The sequence below is a fragment of the Natronorubrum marinum genome, assembly GCF_052040125.1.
GTDB lineage: Archaea > Halobacteriota > Halobacteria > Halobacteriales > Natrialbaceae > Natronorubrum.
This window is the reverse complement of record NZ_JBPPFV010000002.1, coordinates 1264507-1279158: the sequence shown is the minus strand read 5'-3', so window position 1 is coordinate 1279158 and position 14652 is coordinate 1264507. Positions and strand designations below refer to the sequence as shown.

The following is a 14652-nucleotide window of genomic DNA, read 5'->3' as shown; positions in this document are numbered from 1 at the left end:
GCAGCGCTCGGCCGTCGAACCCGTATTTCTGCATTTTTCTCGAACCCGCTCGAGTCGCGACGCACCGACGAAACGGCCGCCGAGCGTGTCGTAACGCTCTCGTCGCGGCGGGCCGAACTCGCTCGCAATGACCGAGGTACGCGTAGTCGACACGGCGGACGAACGCGAGGACGCCTTCGCGGTCCGTCGGACGGTGTTCGTCGAGGAACAGGACGTCGACGAGGAACTCGAGTACGACGAGCACGAGGACGAGTCGACCCACTTCGTCGCCTACGACGGCGACGAGCCGATCGGGGCCGCTCGGCTGCGAGCGCCCGAACCGGGTCTCGGAAAGGTCGAGCGGGTCGCCGTCCTCGAGTCGCGACGCGGGGAGGGGGTCGGTCTCGCAGTGATGAACGCCCTCGAGGAACGGGCTCGCGAGGCGGGGCTCGAGTCGTTGAAACTGCACTCCCAGACGCACGCCGCCCCGTTCTACGGTCGTCTGGGGTACGAACGGTACGGCGAGGAGTTCGAGGAAGCCGGGATACCGCACGTGAAGATGCGGAAGTCGTTGGATTGATTCGAATCGCGGGAACTCGGGTTCTCGAGTCGTAGATAGTATAAAGCGGTGCGATTTCAGCGTCGACTGGCTCGAGGACTTACGTGGATCGAGTTAGTCACAATCGAGCAATGAGTACGGACGAGTTGCTTCCGGAGCAGAGCATCCTGTGCCTGGAGTAGTACCTCGAGATGCAGCGCTCGATCGAGAACGAGACGCGGTTTTGCGTGCTCAATACGCTGGCCGAGACGGGGCCACAGCACGCGAGCGAACTGCGTGACAGTCTCGAAATTCGATCGAACACGTTGCACTACCACCTCGACGAACTGGTCGACGTCGGCCTCGTCGAGAATCGGAAACGGAAGGATTCCGATAGCGACGGGTTCTACTCGTACTACCGGGCGACCTCGCTCGGTGAGGGAATTCTGGAAGACGGCGTCCGAGAACTGATGCGACGCGAGTGGGACGCCCTCGAGGCGTACAGCTGAGAAAACGGAAGCAGAGGCGAATCTCTACGAAAAGAGTACTACGCTGCTATCATGGCAACAGGGAATTCCACGTCCCCCAGCCGATTCGTTCGCTCCGGGCTCACGGCCTCCGCCCGTTCGCCTTGCCGCAGTCTACGGATCAACCGATTCGACGCAGGCCGAAGGTTGGTTGCACTGAACGGCTACCCCAGACGCTCCTCCCAGTCCTCGGCCTCCATCGACTCCCCAGTGACGCCGTCGGGGCCCTGCGCCGCGAGTAACACGGCTGCGTCGTCCATCACGTCGGGATCGAGAATCTGCTCGCGCTCTTCCTCGGGGAGGTGTGCCCAGATATCCGTATCGACTCGGCCACCCGGATCGAGGGCATTGGCGTTGACGCCGTACTCCTCGGCCTCGAGTGCCGTCGTCCGGGTCAGTCCCTCGAGACCCCACTTCGAACTCACGTAGGCGCCGGCGCCGGCGATGGCGTGGCGACCCAGACCCGAGGAGATGTTGATGATGTTGCCCTGGTCCTGGTCGTACAGCTGCGGAAGGACTTCTCGAGTGAAGTAGAACACGCCCGTGAGGTTGACCTCGAGGACGGTATCCCACTCGTCGTCAGTGACGTCGACGAGGCCGTTGCGCTCGTCTTGCATCCCCAGCAGGCTCACGCCGGCGTTGTTGACCAGCGTATCAATACGGCCGAACTCGTCGATAGTTCGGTCGACCACCCGCTCGACCGCATCGCTGTCGCGGGCGTCGGCGGGCACGACGAGCGATTCAGTCGGCAAGTCGGCGGCAATCTCCTCCATGCGCTCCTCGTCGCGTGCGGTGAGGACGACTCGAGCCCCCTCCGCCGAGAAGCGTTCGACCATCGACTTCCCGAGACCGCGGCTCGCGCCCGTGACGATCACGACTTCCTCTTCGAGTGTTGGCATAGCCGGTCAATTGAGCCCGACCGGCTTGAAGATTGGTTCGAACGGGCGTCACTCGGCTCCGAATCGCTCCCGTACGTACCGCCCGACGAGACCGACGATTGCCAGCGTCATCGCGGCCGCGAAGGCGACGACGAACGCCGAGGTCGGTTCGGTGACGGTCTCGAGTTCCTCGAGAACGAACTCGCCCGTGAGAACGCTCGCGATAGCGAACAGTGCGAACCCACCGAGGTTCAGCAGGTGCGAGTTCGTCTCGGGGACGACGTCGGGATCGTTCAACAGATAGAGGATCACGGCGAGAACGAAGGGCGTCCCGACGAGCCCGAAGGCGAGCACGAGGACGAGCAGTTCGAAAAAGGCGCCCTCGAGGAAAGCCCCCACAGCGGAAACGAGGGCGACGCCGACGATCGCGGCCCGGTAGCGGGTATCCTCGACGGACTGCTCCCAGCCGAGTTTATCGGCCAGCAGGTAGGGCGGAACGATCGTGTTCCCGCCAAGCGTCGAGACGGCCGCCCCGAGGAGGCCGGCGAGGAACAGCCACGTTGCGTACTCGCCGGCGACGGGACCGAGGACCTCGGCGGCCTGGATCGCGTCGAGCGTCGCCGGATCGACGCCGGCGTCGGGGAGCACGCTCGCCGCGACGAGGAAGACGGCGAGGCTGAAGATCCCGAAGGCGACGAGCATCGAACTGACGACGTCGAAGGTCGCGATGTCGCGGTCGCCTTCCGTCCAGCCGCGCGCCCGCATCGTGTAGCTCTGCATCGTCAGAAGCGTGATGTGGACCGCGCCGCCGAGAACGCCGGCGGCGACGACCGCGCCGCCGACGCCGGCCGGCATCTCGGGTGCGAGTCCGGACGCGGCTGCGGCCGGGTCGATCGGAACGACGAACGCCGACGCGACAAATGCCAGTACCACTAACGAGACGAGCACTTTGGCACCGATTTCGGCGAGCCGGTACCCCCCGCCGGCCAACCCGAGCGCGAGGATTACTGCCCAGGTGATCCCCCAGAGGCGCGGATCGACGAGCGCGGAGAGACCGACGCCAGCCGTCCCGACGACCGTCGCGCTGACGTCCGCCAGTGTCTTCATGATCACGAGTTGAGCGAGTCCCGCGGCGAGGACGGCGTCGACGACCAGCACCCACGCCCAGAACGAGCCGAGGTGCTCCTCGACGACCGTAACGATCCCGGCCTCGGTGAGCAGCCCCAGCCGCATCGCGAGATACTGGCCGACGGTGCCGAGGATCGCCGAGAGGACCACCACCCACAGCAGCGCGTAGCCGAAACTCGCGCCCGCGACCAACAGGCTGACCATCGTCGCCGGTCCCGCGGCGATCGCTCCGGCGAGCCACGTCGGCCCCAGCCGCTCGAGGTACGCACTGATCCGGCCGACGCCCCGCGACTTCGACGACTGCGTTTCGGTTGCCATCGGTCTGTCCTTGCTGGTTCGGGTATATAACAGCGTGGTATTTTCCGGTGGTGGTGTCGAACGACTCAGTCGTTCGATCGGGGAGGATACCGAAAGCGCGTCGCAACGATAACGTTTATTTTAGGGTGGCCTAAAACACGGGGTGTGCCAATCAATACGTCATCCTCGATGAGCCGACGACGAGTACTGTGCGGCGGCGTCGCGGCAACCGGACTCGCGCTCGCCGGTTGCGTGAGCCAATCCGGAGACGACGACGACGATGGAAACGGTACTGCGGACGGACCGTACTCCGTCGAGATGGAACCCGTCGGTGAAGTCACCTTCGACGAAGTGCCCGAAAACTGGGTTGCCGGCAACGGAAGCTGGGGCGACATGGGCGTCGCACTCGGCGCCGGCACGCCGGAGGGAGTCTGGCTCCCCGAACGGTATCCGATGCAGTACTACGACGAACTGCCGGGAGTCGATGTCGACACGGACCTCACGCAACTCTCGGCCGAGGGCGCCGTCGACAAGGAACTGTTCTACGAACTCGATTCGGACGTCCACGTCATCGATCCAAACTTCATCATCAACCGCTTCGGGTGGGAGGAGTCCGAGGTCGAGGAGATCGAAAGCGACGTCGGTCCGTTCTTCGGGAACACGATCTTCACGCAGACCTATGCGTGGCACGACGACTACGAGTACTACACGCTCTACGAGGCCTTCGAGAAACTCGCGACGGTGTTTCAGCGTCAAGACCGATACGAGGCGTTCACCGACCTCCACGAGGAGGTTATCGGCGACGTTCAGGATCGAGTCCCGGCGGAGAGCGAACGGCCGTCGGTCGCGATTCTCTGGCCGGTATCGGAAGAACCCGACTCGTTCTACCCGTACATGCTCAACGAGGGAACCTCGTACAAACACTGGCACGACCTCGGCGTCACCGACGCGCTCGCCGAGAACAGCGATGCCGGCGACTTCCACGATCAGCGCGGCGAGATCGACTACGAGACGCTCCTTGACGTCGATCCCGACGTCATCCTCCTGCAGGGCAACGAGAACATGTCCCACTCGGAGTTCCAGGACCAGTTCCTCGAGTACATGCAGGACAACTCGGTTGCGAGCGACCTCCAGGCCGTCGAGGACGAACAGGTCTTCCAAGGCGGCAGTCTCTATCAGGGGCCCATCATCAACCTGTTCCACACCGAACGCGGGGCCCAGCAGCTCTATCCCGACGAGTTCGACGAGGATGAACTGTTCGACCGCCAGCGAGTCGCCGACATCGTAAACGACGAGTTCTGAGCCGGACACCGGCCGACCGTCCCGCCCCGCTCGAGCACCGACCGAACCGCCCTCACTCCTGCCAGCTCGGATTCTCCCGCGGCGGGCTGAAGATGTCGACGCCGCGGACCGTCTCGTCCCCGCGGTTCTCGGCCGCGTGAGGTTGCCCGCCCGGAATCGCATAGGAGTCGCCGGGACCACAGACGACCTCCTCACCGTCGCTGCGGAAGACGAGTTCGCCCTCGTAGATGAATCCCGTCTGTTCGTTGGGGTGGCTGTGCTCCTCGACCGCCGCACCGGGTTCGATCTCGAAGTGCTGGACGTTCATCGAGTCGGCGCCGGCCATCAGGGCCAGGTGGACGCCGTCGGCGGCTTCGGACGGCTCGCAGTCGGCGAGTGACACGCGTTCCATATGCGTTCGCGTCGACGTCCGGGAAGAAAAAGACTTCTCAAGCGGTGATCGGTCCAGCCAACCGCGGCCGTCAGTCACCGACTGCGGCCAGTCGGTCGTCCGTCGGAACGACCAGCCGGCCGCCGGCTATCGCCGGAGAGCGATGGGGCGTCGGTGACGACTCGAGCGCAACCTCACCGCGTCGCTCGCCGTCGGTTCCGTAGACGGGGACGCCCTCCCCGGACGGCACGTAGACGCGGTCGTCGCTGGTGACGGGTGCGAGTGTCGATCCGATGTCGACCTGCCAGGCGAGGTCGCCGTCGTCGATCGTGAACAGGGAAAACGCGTCCTCGAGCGACTCCGCGTTCGGCTCTTACGTCTCGAGTCCGACGGCGAAGGCGAGTCCGTCGCGTTCGAGCGGATAGCCGTAGACGCCGCCGAACGCGCCGTCGTCGGGAAACGGGTGGCCTCATAGCTCGAATTACAGGCTGATAATACGAATAACTCATCATTGAGATGACTGACTGACGCGAAACGAGACGGATGGACAGCGTACACCGCCGGCGAGTCACCGGTGAGACCGCTCGCGGCCGTCGAGCGGCGGCTTGCCACGCTGGTATCGATCGAACCGACGCGTTCAACAGGTCGGCTGCCACACACTGTGACATGTACGCCGTCGTGGGCTGTAGCGAGTGTTCGAACCTCTGGATCATCGAGGGGCGTTCGGAGACCACGCAGTGTCCCCGCTGTGGCTCGCGTCGGGGCTACGAAAAGCGCAAGAAGTTCGTCGAGACCGAAGACGCCGGACACGCGCGTGACGTCCGCGCCTCGATGCTCGCGAGTCGACAGGGCGAGGGCGAGGCCTTCGCCAAACTGGACTCGTTCGACAGCCTCGAGGACGACGTCGCCGAGGGCGTCGTCGACGACGCGGAGTACCTCGAGGAGTCCGGACTGGACGTCGACGAGGTCGAAGCCGCCGGCGATCGCGACCCGCGCCAACCGAGTCGCAGCGGGAGCAAGAAGGAGATCGTTAAACGCGCCCTCGAAGCGCTGGACCGACCAACCGAGGACGAGGTGATCGAGTACGCCGGCGAGCGCGGCGTGTCGGCCGAGTACGTTCGGAACGCCCTCGAGAAGCTTACGGGCCGCGGTGTGGTCAGCGAGAGTCGCGGTCGGTATCGACTGCTGTAGTTCGATCGTGGCATCGGTATCGACTGCTGTAGTTCGATCGTGGCATCGGTATCGACTGCTGTAGTTCGATCGTGGCATCGGTATCGACTGCTGTCGTTCGACTGTTCGCGTCGATCGGACGGAGCCGACTCCAACTTTAGGCCTACCTAAACTATTTACTCCCGGGAGTTTTAGGCCAACCTAAATGATAGGGGCAACGCTCGTCGATATCCGCCACCACGTCGAATCACTCGCGAGTGAGACCGGCAGCTACTACCTGCGTTGTGGACGAACGGGCGAGCGCCCCGTTCCGGCGACGGGGTTGTACTTCGAGGATCGACCGGTCGCGCGAGCGGCCGCCCGGGCGACGGAGCAGTACCGTGCCGCGTTGCGTCAGTACGACCCACAGCTTCCCGATTACGACGTGATCGCGTGCCAGCGGCCGACGGTCGGTGCGACGGCTGACGGGCACCCGGCCGCCGATGGTCCACCACCGCGGGCATCCGAGTCGCGGCCGACCGACGGAGACTCACGCGTCGATTTCTGTCACCGGATCGCCGGTGCCCTGTTCGAAACCGTCGCCGATTCGTCTCACGACGGCGTCGAGGACGCGATCATGGACACCTACTTTCGGACGGCGGAGTCGATCGAGTCCGCCGACGAACTCTGTCTCCGCCTGCTCGAGAGCATCGCGACGGAACTCGAGGAGCGACTCGACTCCGGCGAACAACTCGAGATTCTGCGGGCGACCGCGGATCGATTGCCGCCGCGACCAATCACCCACGATCCGCTCGAGGCGACCCTCTCTCGGTTGCGATCGTGTACGCTGCTCGAGGAGTACGCGCTCGAGCCCGCCACCGTCGAGTTCGGCGCAGCGTCGCGGGTGATGACGGTACGTGGCTACGCGCTCAGACGGCCCGGAACCCGCGTCGTGACGCTCCCGGTGGTCGTCGAACTGCTTCGACGGTGGCCGGGGCGGGAGCTGTCGGTGGACTGGCGGCGTCTCGACGCTGAGCACCGGGGTGCGTGCCAGCTCGCAGTCACGGCGCGCCGAACTGACGGGTCGAACGGGCTCCTCACCGTTTCGGAGGTGAGTACGTCGTGACTGTCCGAACACACGTCCACGTCGCGCGCGGACGCGTTCGGGACGAACTTGAACGGGTGACCGAAAAGCGGAGCGCGATCGAACAGTTCCGTCGAGACGTGGAATCGATTCCACCTGCAACGCCGGCTTCCGGGGTCGAAGCGACGCGGACAGGGCCGGCGATGGCGGTTACACCGCAGGTTCAGCTGGCACAACAGCGGGACCAGCGTTCCACGAAGCCGTGCGACCGAATTCGCGAGGCGTTCGCGGAAACGATTCGGCCGCACAGCGTCGCCGACATCGAGGAGCCGGAGCCGCTGTCGATGACGATTCACGAAGAACTCGGCGGCGAGATCGCGACCGTACTCGCGCCCAACGTGGACGTACCGGTGACACCCCCGGTAAAGCGGGCGATCTGCTCGACGATCGACGAGCGGTTGGCGGAGACCGACGCGATGGAACGGGCGCTCGAAACGGAGATCGACTCGCTGGCGTCGGCCGAGACCGAACTCGACGCGGTCACGGAGTGGCTCGTCGTCGCGAACGAGACCGAACTGTCGGCGCTTGGCTTCGAGGCGCTTCGGGAACGCCACGAAACGCTGGCCCGGCACCGGCGGCGCTGTGACCAACTCCACCGGGCCCGACAGGCGACCCTCCACGACACGACCACCGACCGGCGGATTGCCGGTCCGAGTCACTGGCAGCTTCTGGAGTATCTGTACCGGCCGCTTTCGGTCACGCATCCGGTCTTGGTGACGACGGTTCGTCTCGAGTCCGTGCTCGCGGACTGCCAGCGCGTCGTCCGAGATCACTTGACTCGGCGGGTGTGAGCAGAATCGACATCCGAGACGCGAGGGGGTTGCTCGACCGACAGCGAACGTCAAGGCTTTGCACCGCGCATCTCAACGGACGTACATGGACGAGACGGTGGACGTGCAGGCGACGACGATCGGCGTCGGAACGATCGTCGCGCTGGGCTTTTTCGCGTACGGGAGGTACATCGACGGGACGATCGTCGGGATCGACGCGACGATGCTGGCGACGGGTGCGTTCGCCGCGACGTTCGCCGCTATCGCGCTCCTTCACGGCGCGTACGGCAGACGGGACTTCGCCGTCGCACACGGAATCGCGGCGGTCGGATTAGGGCTGATTACGGTGGCCGCGACCGGCCCGCAGATGCTCGGCGGCTATCTCCTCCTGGTCGGCGGCGGCGTCTACATCGCGCTCGTGACGGTTCGCGCTCGGGACGACACCGACGAACTCGCCGGCTGAGGCGCGACTCTTTTGGTTCCGTTCGAATCGATCGTCTCGACAGGGTCCCCACTCGAGGGAGTCTCCACGCCTCACCGACCGAGGTCTTCGTGTGCGCTCGCCAGATGTCGGGAGGCCAGCGCCGCGAGCAGGGAGAGTTCGCCGGCTAACGCGCCGACGGCGATGATCTCCGCGAGCGCGTCGGCGTTCGAGCCCGCCGGCTCGCCGCCGCCGCGGAGACCGAGGATCTCGAGCGCCTCCGACTGCGTCGGCAGTTTCGTGCCGCCGCCGACGGTGCCGACCTCGAGGGAGGCCAGCGAGACGCTGGCGTAGAGGTCGGACGTCCCGTCCTCGCGCTGCCGGGCGTCCATCGTCGTGATCGTATTCGCGGCCTCGACGACCTGGGCCTCGTCCTGGCCGGTCGCGAGGAAGGCCGCGGCGACGACGTTCGCCGCGTGTGCGTTGAAGCCCAGACTGCCGGCCTTGGCGCTGCCGGTGAGGTTCTTGCGGGTGTTGGCCTCGGCGATTGCGTCGGCGGTGGTGTGCAGTCGCTCCTCGACGAGTTCGCCGGGAATCAGCACGTCGGCCGTCACCGAGCGGCCCCGCCCCTCGACGGCGTTGATCGCGGCGGGTTTCTTGTCGGAACAGAGGTTCCCCGAGAGGGCGACCAAGGAGGCAGGGGTCTCGCTCTCGACGATCTCGCAGGCCTCGCCGGTCGCGATGGTAGCCATGTTCATCCCCATCGCGTCTTTCGTGTCGTAGGCGAACCGGAGGTAGACGGAGTCGCCGACGACGTACGGCTCGATGTCGAGTAGTTCGCCGTGGCTCGTGGTCGACTCGGCGGCCTCGGCCAGCGCGTCGAAATTGTCGGTGACCCACTCGACGGTTTCGGCGGCCTCCGCGACCCCCGTCACGCGGAAGACCGGGGCTCGAGTCATCCCGTTTTTCGTCACCCGTGCGTCGGCCCCGCCGGCGGTTCGGATCACGCCGAGGCCGCGGTTGACCGACGCGAGCAGCGCGCCCTCGGTCGTCGCCAGCGGGAGATAGTGTTCGCCGTCGGCGGCACCGCCGCTGCCGTTCGAACTGGTCTCCTCGCCGTTGACATCGACCGGCCCCACGACCCCCATCGGGATCTGGGCCGCGCCGATCATGTTCTCGATGTTCGGCTCCGCTCGCTCGGCGGGGAACGTGTAGTCGCCGATCGACTCGAGATCGGTGCCAGTTTCCCGCTCGACGTACAGCCGTCGGGCCTCGGCTGCCGTATCGTGGTCTGCGTGCTCCTCGAGTTCGTGAATGCGAAGCTCGCCCTCGCGCACCTTCGCCGCGAGCTCCTCGGGGTCTGTCATGCGTTGGCCAAGACAGCGGTCGGTCCTAAGGGTTGCTGATCGTCGCGACTCGAGGGCGGACCATCGGATCGAAATCGTCGACGGTCGAACGCGGCGTCGGCTCGTCCCGCCACTGGCCGACCGAACGCGGTGTCGGACCGCAATCGACCGATCGCAGCCCACTCCCGTTATCGATCGGGACTGCCTCGAGCGCCGTCGGTCGCCGACCCGCGATACCCTAGAACGAACTCGGCGGCGACGAGCACGAGGAACGCACCGCCGGCGATCGCCAGAATCAGCTGACTCTGGAGATCGGCCGTCGACTCCGCGAACAGCGCCGCGAACACCATCGTGGCGATCACGGCGAATCGAACCCTGCTCCGCGGGTCGACGTCGGTGTCGGTCCTCGCGAGGTAGAGTTGCGGAACGGCCACGGCCAGCCCGGCAAACAGGAGGAAGGCGAGCACTGGATTGTCGCCGTACCGAAGGCCCAACCACTGCTCTGCGGCAGCAATGACGGCGACTGCGACGAGGAGGAGGAGAAACGAGGCCAGGATGACGCGGTTTTCGCGGGAGACCATACCAACGTATTCGATCGAAGATAGTTAGAAGTTCTGTCACTCCCAGCCCATCCGACCGTGGGACGGACCGCCGGCTACGGCTCAGTCGGCGGCGGTCGGACCTCGTCGACCGTCATCCGGTGCCACCGGAGCACCTCGTAACAGACGAGCGCGAACAGCGAGCACGCACCGACCGACGCGAGCACCAGATACCACATCCCGCTCGCGTCGGCGGCGAACAGGGTCGCGAAGACGGCCGTCGCGACCGTCACGAACTGGACCCGTTCTCGAGACCACGGCTCCTCTTCGGTCGCGGCGAGGTAGAGCTGCGGGGCGACCACGGCGACGCCGCCGAATACGAGAAACGACAGCACCGGATAATCGTACAGCGACGTCCCGAACTGGTGTTCCGCGATGTTCGAGCCCGTGAGGGCGACGACGAACACCAGGAGCGAGCCGAAGACGATCCGGCCATCGCGGTCGATCATACGGCCAATTCCACGGGCTCACAGGTCAACCTTGCGCCGAGATGCAGTTTCAGCATCTCCGAAGAAGGGGCGGCCGACCGTCGCAACGCGGCGGCCGTCTCGTCGCGACTCGCCCCCGGCAGCGGAGCGTCGGACCCAACTGTTTTGGCCTTCGCCTGCACGCGTGCTGCTATGACCGCGGCCGCCGACCTCATCATCACCAACGCGGAGGTTCACACCCTCACCGACTCCGACACCGTCCACGAGGCCGTCGCCGTCCGCGACGGCGAGATCGTCCGTCTCGGCGACGCCGACGAACTGGCGTTCCTCGAGGGCGTCGAGACCGACGTCCTCGACTGCGAGGGCCGGGTCGTCCTCCCCGGCTTCATCGACGCCCACACGCATATGGAGCAACTAGGCCAGCATCTTGTCCACGCGGACCTCTCGAGCGCCGACAGCGCCGAATCGTGCGTCGATCTCCTGAGCCAACAGGCCGAGGCGGACCCCGACCGCGAGCACGTCCTCGGCTTCGGCTACGACGAGAGTTCGTGGGACGGCTCGCGGACGCAGCCGCTCACGCGCGAGGAACTCGATCGAGTCAGCGAGGAGCGCCCCGTTGTCGCGTTGCGCGTCGACCTCCACACGGTGTCGCTGAACACGGCCGCGCTCGAGGCGTTCGCGGACGACCTGCCCGACGACGACCTCCGATACGCCGACGGCGAGCCGACGGGCGTCGCCGTCGAAGACGCGGCCGAGGCCGTCAGATCACAGTTGACGGCGGGCAGAGAGGAGATGCGCGAGGTGCTCGCCGCGGCGATGGCACGCGCGGTGGAACTCGGTGTCACCGGCGTCCACGACAAAGTTCGCGGCTCGAGGGCCCCACAGATATATCGGGAACTGGCAGCCGACGACGACCTCCCGATACGGGTTCGGATCGACTACTGGAGCGACCACCTCGAGTCGCTCGTCGACGTCGGACTGGCGACGAACGCCGGCGGCGACCGGGTGCGGACGGGCGCGATCAAGTCCTTCTCCGACGGGAGCTTCGGGAGTCGAACGGCGCGGCTCCGAGAGCCGTACGCGGACGCTGAGACGGACGGAAACGGCGACGACGCGCGCGGGCAGTGGGTCGTCGATCCCGACGAACTCGCGTCGGTCACCGACCGGGCGAGCAACGAGGGGTTCCAGATCTGCGTTCACGCCATCGGCGACGAAGCGATCGAGGAGACGCTGTCGCTCCTCGAGGAGACCCCCAACGCGGCCACGGCGCGCCACCGAATCGAACACGCGGAACTGGTGACGGACGACCACCTCGAGCGGATAGCCGAGGCCGGAATCGTTGCCTCGATGCAGCCGAACTTCCACCGCTGGGCCGACGAGGGCGGGCTCTACGATCAGCGACTCGGCCGGGAGCGTCGGAACCGAACGAATCGGCTTCGGCGGGTGCTCGAGGCGGACGTCCCCCTGGCTTTCGGCTCCGACTGCATGCCCCTCGATCCCCTACTCGGGGTCCAGTACGCGGTGAACGCGGGCACCGAGGCCCAGCGGCTGTCGGTCACCGAGGCGCTGCGAGCCTACACGCGCGGCGCGGCCTACGCCGGGTTCGACGAGGACCGACTCGGGACGCTCGAGGTCGGCAAGCGCGCGGATCTGGTGGTGCTCGAGGCGTCCCCGTGGGACCGCTCCGAGCGGATCGACGAGATCGACGTGGCAAAGACTGTGGTCGACGGCGAGACCGTTTTTGACGGCGGCGAGTAGCGGCGAACCGTTTCGATCCGAGACACCGACGTATGCTCGGTCCAAGTTTCATGGTTCGCGGTACCGAAGCCGCCGCTATGGGCGACCCGAGGGTCATCGCCGAGATCACGCTCGTCCACCCCGAGTTGGTGCTCACTCCGACGATCGAGGCGCTCCCCGAGATGATCACCGAACTCGAGTACCAGACGATCGCCGACCCGGGGGAGTACTACCTCTTTTTCAAGGCTTGCGGCGGGGACTTCGATCGGTTCGAGGGCCTCGTCGACGCTGATCCGACGGTCTCCGAACCGGGGGTCGTCATCGACGGCGGTGACTTTCGCGTCTATCGAATGCGATTGACCTCGGCGGAGCGGCTGGTGTTGCCGTACGCGGCCGAACTCGGATTGCGCGTCCTCCACGCCAAGAGCGGTCGCGGCGGTTGGATCTCGACGCTCGAGGTGCCGAACATCGAGCTGTTGCAGGCGTTTCGGACCCACCGCCGGGAGAAGGACGTCTCGTTCGCCGTCGACCGACTCTACCACGCCGACGAACGCGACCGAGGCGCGGGGTACGGACTGACGCCGCTGCAAGCGGAGACCATCGTTACGGCGTACGAACGCGGCTACTTCGACGATCCTCGAGACGAACTACGGCCGACCCTCGGACGTCGACCGGCCGGCGGCGCTGTTCCGCATCAAGGCCGTCGTCGCGCTCCTGAACGAGACGGTTCCCGGCGACGGAATCGCGAACGTCGAACAGCAGTTCCCCGACGAGTTCGACGAACTGTTCGAATTCGTCGACGCCGAGGGACAGCCGTGGGGGCAGCCGGAGCAGTCGGAGTGATCGACGACGAATTGCCGCTTTTTCGAGAGTCGTAGCCTCACTCGAGAGCCACTCGACAGCCCGTCTCCGCCGATTCGTAGGCGGCCTCGATCGCCCGCAGATCGGCCAATCCGTCCGCACCGTCGGGTTCGGGCGCGGTATCGGTCAGCACGCAGTAGCCGAAGTAGTCGAACTCCTCGCGAACCTCGTCGACCGGCGGGCCGGTGTACTCCATGCGCACGTCGCCGCTCTCGACGACCATCTCCTGGGGGACGACGCCGCCGAACGGCGACTCGATGTGGATCTTCCCCTCGGTGCCGACCAGTTCGAGCCGACTGCTCGCGTGGGCGTCGAAACTCGCCGTACAGGAAGCCGTCGCGCCGGTGTCGAACTCGAGTTGGAAGGCGACGTGTTCGTCGACGGCGTCGAACGGCTCGCCGCTCGAGTGCGTCGTCGCGTAGATCCCGTCGGGATCGCAGTCGAGGACGAACCGCGTGGTGTTCAGCGGGTAGACGCCGAGATCGACTAGCGCGCCGCCGCCCGCGAGGTCGGGATTCAATCGCCAGGAGTCGGGACCAGCGTGTTCCAGCAGCGGATGTGAGAAGCCCCCGTGGACCTGCACGACATCGCCGATGACGCCGTCCCGGACGAGTTCCCGCGTGCGACGGACCGTCGGTTCGGTCTGCAGGCGATACGCGGTCATCAGCGTCACGCCGGCGTCGGCACAGGCGTCGACGATCTCTCGAGTGCGCTCGAGGGAGGTGTCGAGCGGTTTCTCGCAGATGACGTGTTTCCCCTGCTCCGCGGCCGCGATCGCGTACTCACCGTGAGTCGCGTTCGGCGTCGCGACGTAGACCGCGTCGTACGTCTCCGCGTGGTCGCCGGCCAGAAACGCGTCGTAGTCGACGACGTGCGAGACGTCGAACGACTCCGCGACGGTCCGCGTTCGGTCGGGCGAGCCGGTGACGAGCATCGTCGTCTTGCAGTAGCTTCCGTCGGCGATGCCGGGGAGGGCACGATTTCGGGCGAAGCCACCGACGCCGATCACGGCGAGTCGGATCGTCCCGTCGGGTTCGTCTCGCTCCCAGTCTCTCCGTGTGAAGTTCGCGAAGGCGTCCTCGAGTGGCATACACTCTCTTCCACTCTCAAACGGAAAGTCGTCAGTGGCGGCCCGACGGAGAGTCGGCTCCCAATACCTGTTGCCAACGGAGAAAAAC

17 protein-coding genes are annotated in these 14652 nt (G+C 66.0%); 9 read left to right on the top strand and 8 right to left on the bottom strand.

What is annotated here, in order from left to right:
* Positions 1 to 127 precede the first annotated feature (127 nt).
* Both ACSFC5_RS16055 and ACSFC5_RS16050 read left to right on the top strand, forming a co-directional pair.
* Entirely contained in the window at positions 128 to 559 is a 432-nt protein-coding gene (locus ACSFC5_RS16055; protein WP_440766241.1) for a GNAT family N-acetyltransferase, read from the top strand.
* 170 nt (positions 560 to 729) lie between these two features.
* A complete protein-coding gene (locus ACSFC5_RS16050; protein ID WP_440766240.1) occupies positions 730 to 1026 on the top strand; it encodes a helix-turn-helix domain-containing protein in 297 nt (98 codons plus the stop codon).
* A 182-nt stretch (positions 1027 to 1208) separates the two neighbouring features.
* On the opposite strand, the gene ACSFC5_RS16045 is transcribed toward ACSFC5_RS16050, so the two are convergent.
* On the bottom strand, positions 1209 to 1943 hold the full coding sequence (locus ACSFC5_RS16045; protein WP_440766239.1) for an SDR family oxidoreductase: 735 nt from the start codon (positions 1941 to 1943) through the stop codon (positions 1209 to 1211).
* A gap of 48 nt (positions 1944 to 1991) precedes the next feature.
* Positions 1992 to 3368: an NRAMP family divalent metal transporter gene (locus ACSFC5_RS16040; protein ID WP_440766238.1), complete on the bottom strand. Its 1377-nt coding sequence runs from the start codon at positions 3366 to 3368 to the stop codon at positions 1992 to 1994.
* A gap of 168 nt (positions 3369 to 3536) precedes the next feature.
* On the opposite strand from ACSFC5_RS16040, the gene ACSFC5_RS16035 reads away from it, so the two are divergent.
* Positions 3537 to 4649 (top strand): ABC transporter substrate-binding protein, encoded by a 1113-nt coding sequence (locus ACSFC5_RS16035; RefSeq protein WP_440766317.1) that lies wholly within the window; start codon positions 3537 to 3539, stop codon positions 4647 to 4649.
* Between the two features lie 52 nt (positions 4650 to 4701).
* Here the strand turns inward: ACSFC5_RS16035 and ACSFC5_RS16030 are convergent, their stop codons facing one another.
* Positions 4702 to 5040 (bottom strand): cupin domain-containing protein, encoded by a 339-nt coding sequence (locus ACSFC5_RS16030; RefSeq protein ID WP_440766237.1) that lies wholly within the window; start codon positions 5038 to 5040, stop codon positions 4702 to 4704.
* 70 nt (positions 5041 to 5110) lie between these two features.
* Positions 5111 to 5269: a hypothetical protein gene (locus ACSFC5_RS16025; RefSeq protein WP_440766236.1), complete on the bottom strand. Its 159-nt coding sequence runs from the start codon at positions 5267 to 5269 to the stop codon at positions 5111 to 5113.
* 416 nt (positions 5270 to 5685) lie between these two features.
* Between ACSFC5_RS16025 and ACSFC5_RS16020 the strand changes: the two genes are divergently transcribed.
* The 4 genes from ACSFC5_RS16020 to ACSFC5_RS16005 all read left to right on the top strand — a co-directional run bounded on the left by ACSFC5_RS16020 (position 5686) and on the right by ACSFC5_RS16005 (position 8545).
* On the top strand, positions 5686 to 6210 hold the full coding sequence (locus tag ACSFC5_RS16020) for a DUF5817 domain-containing protein (protein WP_440766316.1): 525 nt from the start codon (positions 5686 to 5688) through the stop codon (positions 6208 to 6210).
* Positions 6211 to 6394: 184 nt separating this feature from the next.
* Positions 6395 to 7294 (top strand): DUF7551 domain-containing protein, encoded by a 900-nt coding sequence (locus ACSFC5_RS16015; protein WP_440766235.1) that lies wholly within the window; start codon positions 6395 to 6397, stop codon positions 7292 to 7294.
* The gene (locus tag ACSFC5_RS16010) at positions 7291 to 8103 is read left to right on the top strand and encodes a DUF7260 family protein (RefSeq protein WP_440766234.1); all 813 of its coding nucleotides are present in this window, start codon (positions 7291 to 7293) and stop codon (positions 8101 to 8103) included. Before ACSFC5_RS16015 ends, ACSFC5_RS16010 begins: the two co-directional genes overlap by 4 nt.
* Positions 8104 to 8188: 85 nt before the next feature.
* Entirely contained in the window at positions 8189 to 8545 is a 357-nt protein-coding gene (locus ACSFC5_RS16005) for a hypothetical protein (RefSeq protein WP_440766233.1), read from the top strand.
* A 71-nt stretch (positions 8546 to 8616) separates the two neighbouring features.
* Here the strand turns inward: ACSFC5_RS16005 and hmgA are convergent, their stop codons facing one another.
* The 3 genes from hmgA to ACSFC5_RS15990 all read right to left on the bottom strand — a co-directional run bounded on the left by hmgA (position 8617) and on the right by ACSFC5_RS15990 (position 10897).
* The gene (hmgA, locus tag ACSFC5_RS16000; protein WP_440766232.1) at positions 8617 to 9870 is read right to left on the bottom strand and encodes a hydroxymethylglutaryl-CoA reductase (NADPH); all 1254 of its coding nucleotides are present in this window, start codon (positions 9868 to 9870) and stop codon (positions 8617 to 8619) included.
* A gap of 167 nt (positions 9871 to 10037) precedes the next feature.
* Positions 10038 to 10430 carry a hypothetical protein gene (locus ACSFC5_RS15995; RefSeq protein ID WP_440766231.1) on the bottom strand — a complete coding sequence of 131 codons (393 nt, stop codon included), beginning with the start codon at positions 10428 to 10430 and terminating at the stop codon, positions 10038 to 10040.
* 74 nt (positions 10431 to 10504) lie between these two features.
* Positions 10505 to 10897 carry a hypothetical protein gene (locus ACSFC5_RS15990; protein WP_440766230.1) on the bottom strand — a complete coding sequence of 131 codons (393 nt, stop codon included), beginning with the start codon at positions 10895 to 10897 and terminating at the stop codon, positions 10505 to 10507.
* Between the two features lie 171 nt (positions 10898 to 11068).
* Here ACSFC5_RS15990 and ACSFC5_RS15985 point away from each other — a divergent pair, with 171 nt between their 5' ends.
* Positions 11069 to 12634, top strand: coding sequence for an amidohydrolase (locus tag ACSFC5_RS15985; RefSeq protein ID WP_440766229.1), 1566 nt, complete (start codon positions 11069 to 11071; stop codon positions 12632 to 12634).
* 77 nt (positions 12635 to 12711) lie between these two features.
* Complete coding sequence (locus ACSFC5_RS15980) at positions 12712 to 13491, top strand: helix-turn-helix domain-containing protein (RefSeq protein WP_440766228.1); 780 nt, start codon at positions 12712 to 12714, stop codon at positions 13489 to 13491.
* A 2-nt stretch (positions 13492 to 13493) separates the two neighbouring features.
* Here the strand turns inward: ACSFC5_RS15980 and gfo6 are convergent, their stop codons facing one another.
* Positions 13494 to 14564 (bottom strand): D-xylose 1-dehydrogenase Gfo6, encoded by a 1071-nt coding sequence (gene gfo6, locus ACSFC5_RS15975; protein ID WP_440766227.1) that lies wholly within the window; start codon positions 14562 to 14564, stop codon positions 13494 to 13496.
* Between the last annotated feature and the right edge of the window lie 88 nt (positions 14565 to 14652).

Bases quoted from the DNA above. Each gene is read 5' to 3' on its own strand.
- ACSFC5_RS16055 (WP_440766241.1), top strand. From the start codon at position 128: ATGACCGAGGTACGCGTAGTCGACACGGCGGACGAACGCGAGGACGCC.
- ACSFC5_RS16050 (WP_440766240.1), top strand. From the start codon at position 730: ATGCAGCGCTCGATCGAGAACGAGACGCGGTTTTGCGTGCTCAATACG.
- ACSFC5_RS16045 (WP_440766239.1), bottom strand. From the start codon at position 1,943: ATGCCAACACTCGAAGAGGAAGTCGTGATCGTCACGGGCGCGAGCCGC.
- ACSFC5_RS16040 (WP_440766238.1), bottom strand. From the start codon at position 3,368: ATGGCAACCGAAACGCAGTCGTCGAAGTCGCGGGGCGTCGGCCGGATC.
- ACSFC5_RS16035 (WP_440766317.1), top strand. From the start codon at position 3,537: ATGAGCCGACGACGAGTACTGTGCGGCGGCGTCGCGGCAACCGGACTC.
- ACSFC5_RS16030 (WP_440766237.1), bottom strand. From the start codon at position 5,040: ATGGAACGCGTGTCACTCGCCGACTGCGAGCCGTCCGAAGCCGCCGAC.
- ACSFC5_RS16020 (WP_440766316.1), top strand. From the start codon at position 5,686: ATGTACGCCGTCGTGGGCTGTAGCGAGTGTTCGAACCTCTGGATCATC.
- ACSFC5_RS16015 (WP_440766235.1), top strand. From the start codon at position 6,395: ATGATAGGGGCAACGCTCGTCGATATCCGCCACCACGTCGAATCACTC.
- ACSFC5_RS16005 (WP_440766233.1), top strand. From the start codon at position 8,189: ATGGACGAGACGGTGGACGTGCAGGCGACGACGATCGGCGTCGGAACG.
- hmgA (WP_440766232.1), bottom strand. From the start codon at position 9,870: ATGACAGACCCCGAGGAGCTCGCGGCGAAGGTGCGCGAGGGCGAGCTT.
- ACSFC5_RS15995 (WP_440766231.1), bottom strand. From the start codon at position 10,430: ATGGTCTCCCGCGAAAACCGCGTCATCCTGGCCTCGTTTCTCCTCCTC.
- ACSFC5_RS15990 (WP_440766230.1), bottom strand. From the start codon at position 10,897: ATGATCGACCGCGATGGCCGGATCGTCTTCGGCTCGCTCCTGGTGTTC.
- ACSFC5_RS15985 (WP_440766229.1), top strand. From the start codon at position 11,069: ATGACCGCGGCCGCCGACCTCATCATCACCAACGCGGAGGTTCACACC.
- ACSFC5_RS15980 (WP_440766228.1), top strand. From the start codon at position 12,712: ATGGGCGACCCGAGGGTCATCGCCGAGATCACGCTCGTCCACCCCGAG.
- gfo6 (WP_440766227.1), bottom strand. From the start codon at position 14,564: ATGCCACTCGAGGACGCCTTCGCGAACTTCACACGGAGAGACTGGGAG.